Below are 724 nucleotides of genomic sequence, written 5' to 3'. Positions count from 1 at the left end.
CCTGATGTGGGACCGGGCCAACTGGCAGCCGCTCTGCCGGCCCTGCCACAGCCGCAAGACCGCGCGCGAGGTGTTCCACCCACCGGGGGGCATCGGAAAATCGGAGGGGTCGGCCAGGTAACCAGCGCCCGAACCTTGCCTTTCGTGCGTGGCGAATTGGCAAAAAAAGCCCACCGGGCAGAGAGAAACGAGGAGCCTCACGATGCGCGGGCAGAAGCCGAAGGTGTCGAACGTCATCCCGATGAAGGGCGACCTCGCGGCCCCCGTGCCGGAAGCTCCGGGCTGGATGAGCGCGGAAGGCCGCGAGGTCTGGGACCGGCTCGCCCCGGTGCTCGTCACGAAGAAGCGGCTCGAGCCCGCCTTCGAGGATCCGTTCGCCGTCTATTGCGAGGCGGTGGCCGACGTCATCCGCTTCACCGGCGACATCGCGGCCTTCGGCAGCTGGTACGAGGTCGAGACCCGCAACGGCCGCCAGCAGAAGAAGCGGGCCGTCTGGGGCCAGCGACAGTATGCCATCGCCGTCATGAACCAGCTCGCCGCCCGCTTCGGCCTCACCCCCGTCGACGAGGCCCGCGTCCGCGTCACCGGACAGGGCGATCTCTTCGACGAGATCCTGAAGACCCTCGATGGAGCCGATTGACCATCCGGTCTCGCGCTATGCGCTCGATGTGGTCGAGGGCCGCGAGACTGCCGGAGAACTGGTGCGCCTCGCCTGCCTGCGCCA

General features: G+C 68.2%; 2 protein-coding genes. Both read left to right on the top strand.

The window, feature by feature from the left end; genetic code table 11:
• The coding region (locus ACTVZP_RS22295) for an HNH endonuclease signature motif containing protein (protein WP_443214313.1) at positions 1-121 on the top strand (121 nt) is incomplete at its 5' end.
• A gap of 81 nt (positions 122-202) precedes the next feature.
• Positions 203-640 (top strand): P27 family phage terminase small subunit, encoded by a 438-nt coding sequence (locus tag ACTVZP_RS22290; protein WP_443214312.1) that lies wholly within the window; start codon positions 203-205, stop codon positions 638-640.
• Positions 641-724 lie beyond the last annotated feature (84 nt).

The organism is Rhodobacter sp. NSM (genome assembly GCF_052244495.1).
Taxonomy (GTDB): domain Bacteria; phylum Pseudomonadota; class Alphaproteobacteria; order Rhodobacterales; family Rhodobacteraceae; genus Cereibacter_A.
Note: the sequence above shows the minus strand (reverse complement) of the source record. Positions and strands in the feature narration are given on the sequence as shown.

What these genes read in the sequence shown, in the direction of transcription:
- ACTVZP_RS22290 (WP_443214312.1), top strand. Translation starts at nt 203, where the DNA reads ATGCGCGGGCAGAAGCCGAAGGTGTCGAACGTCATCCCGATGAAGGGC.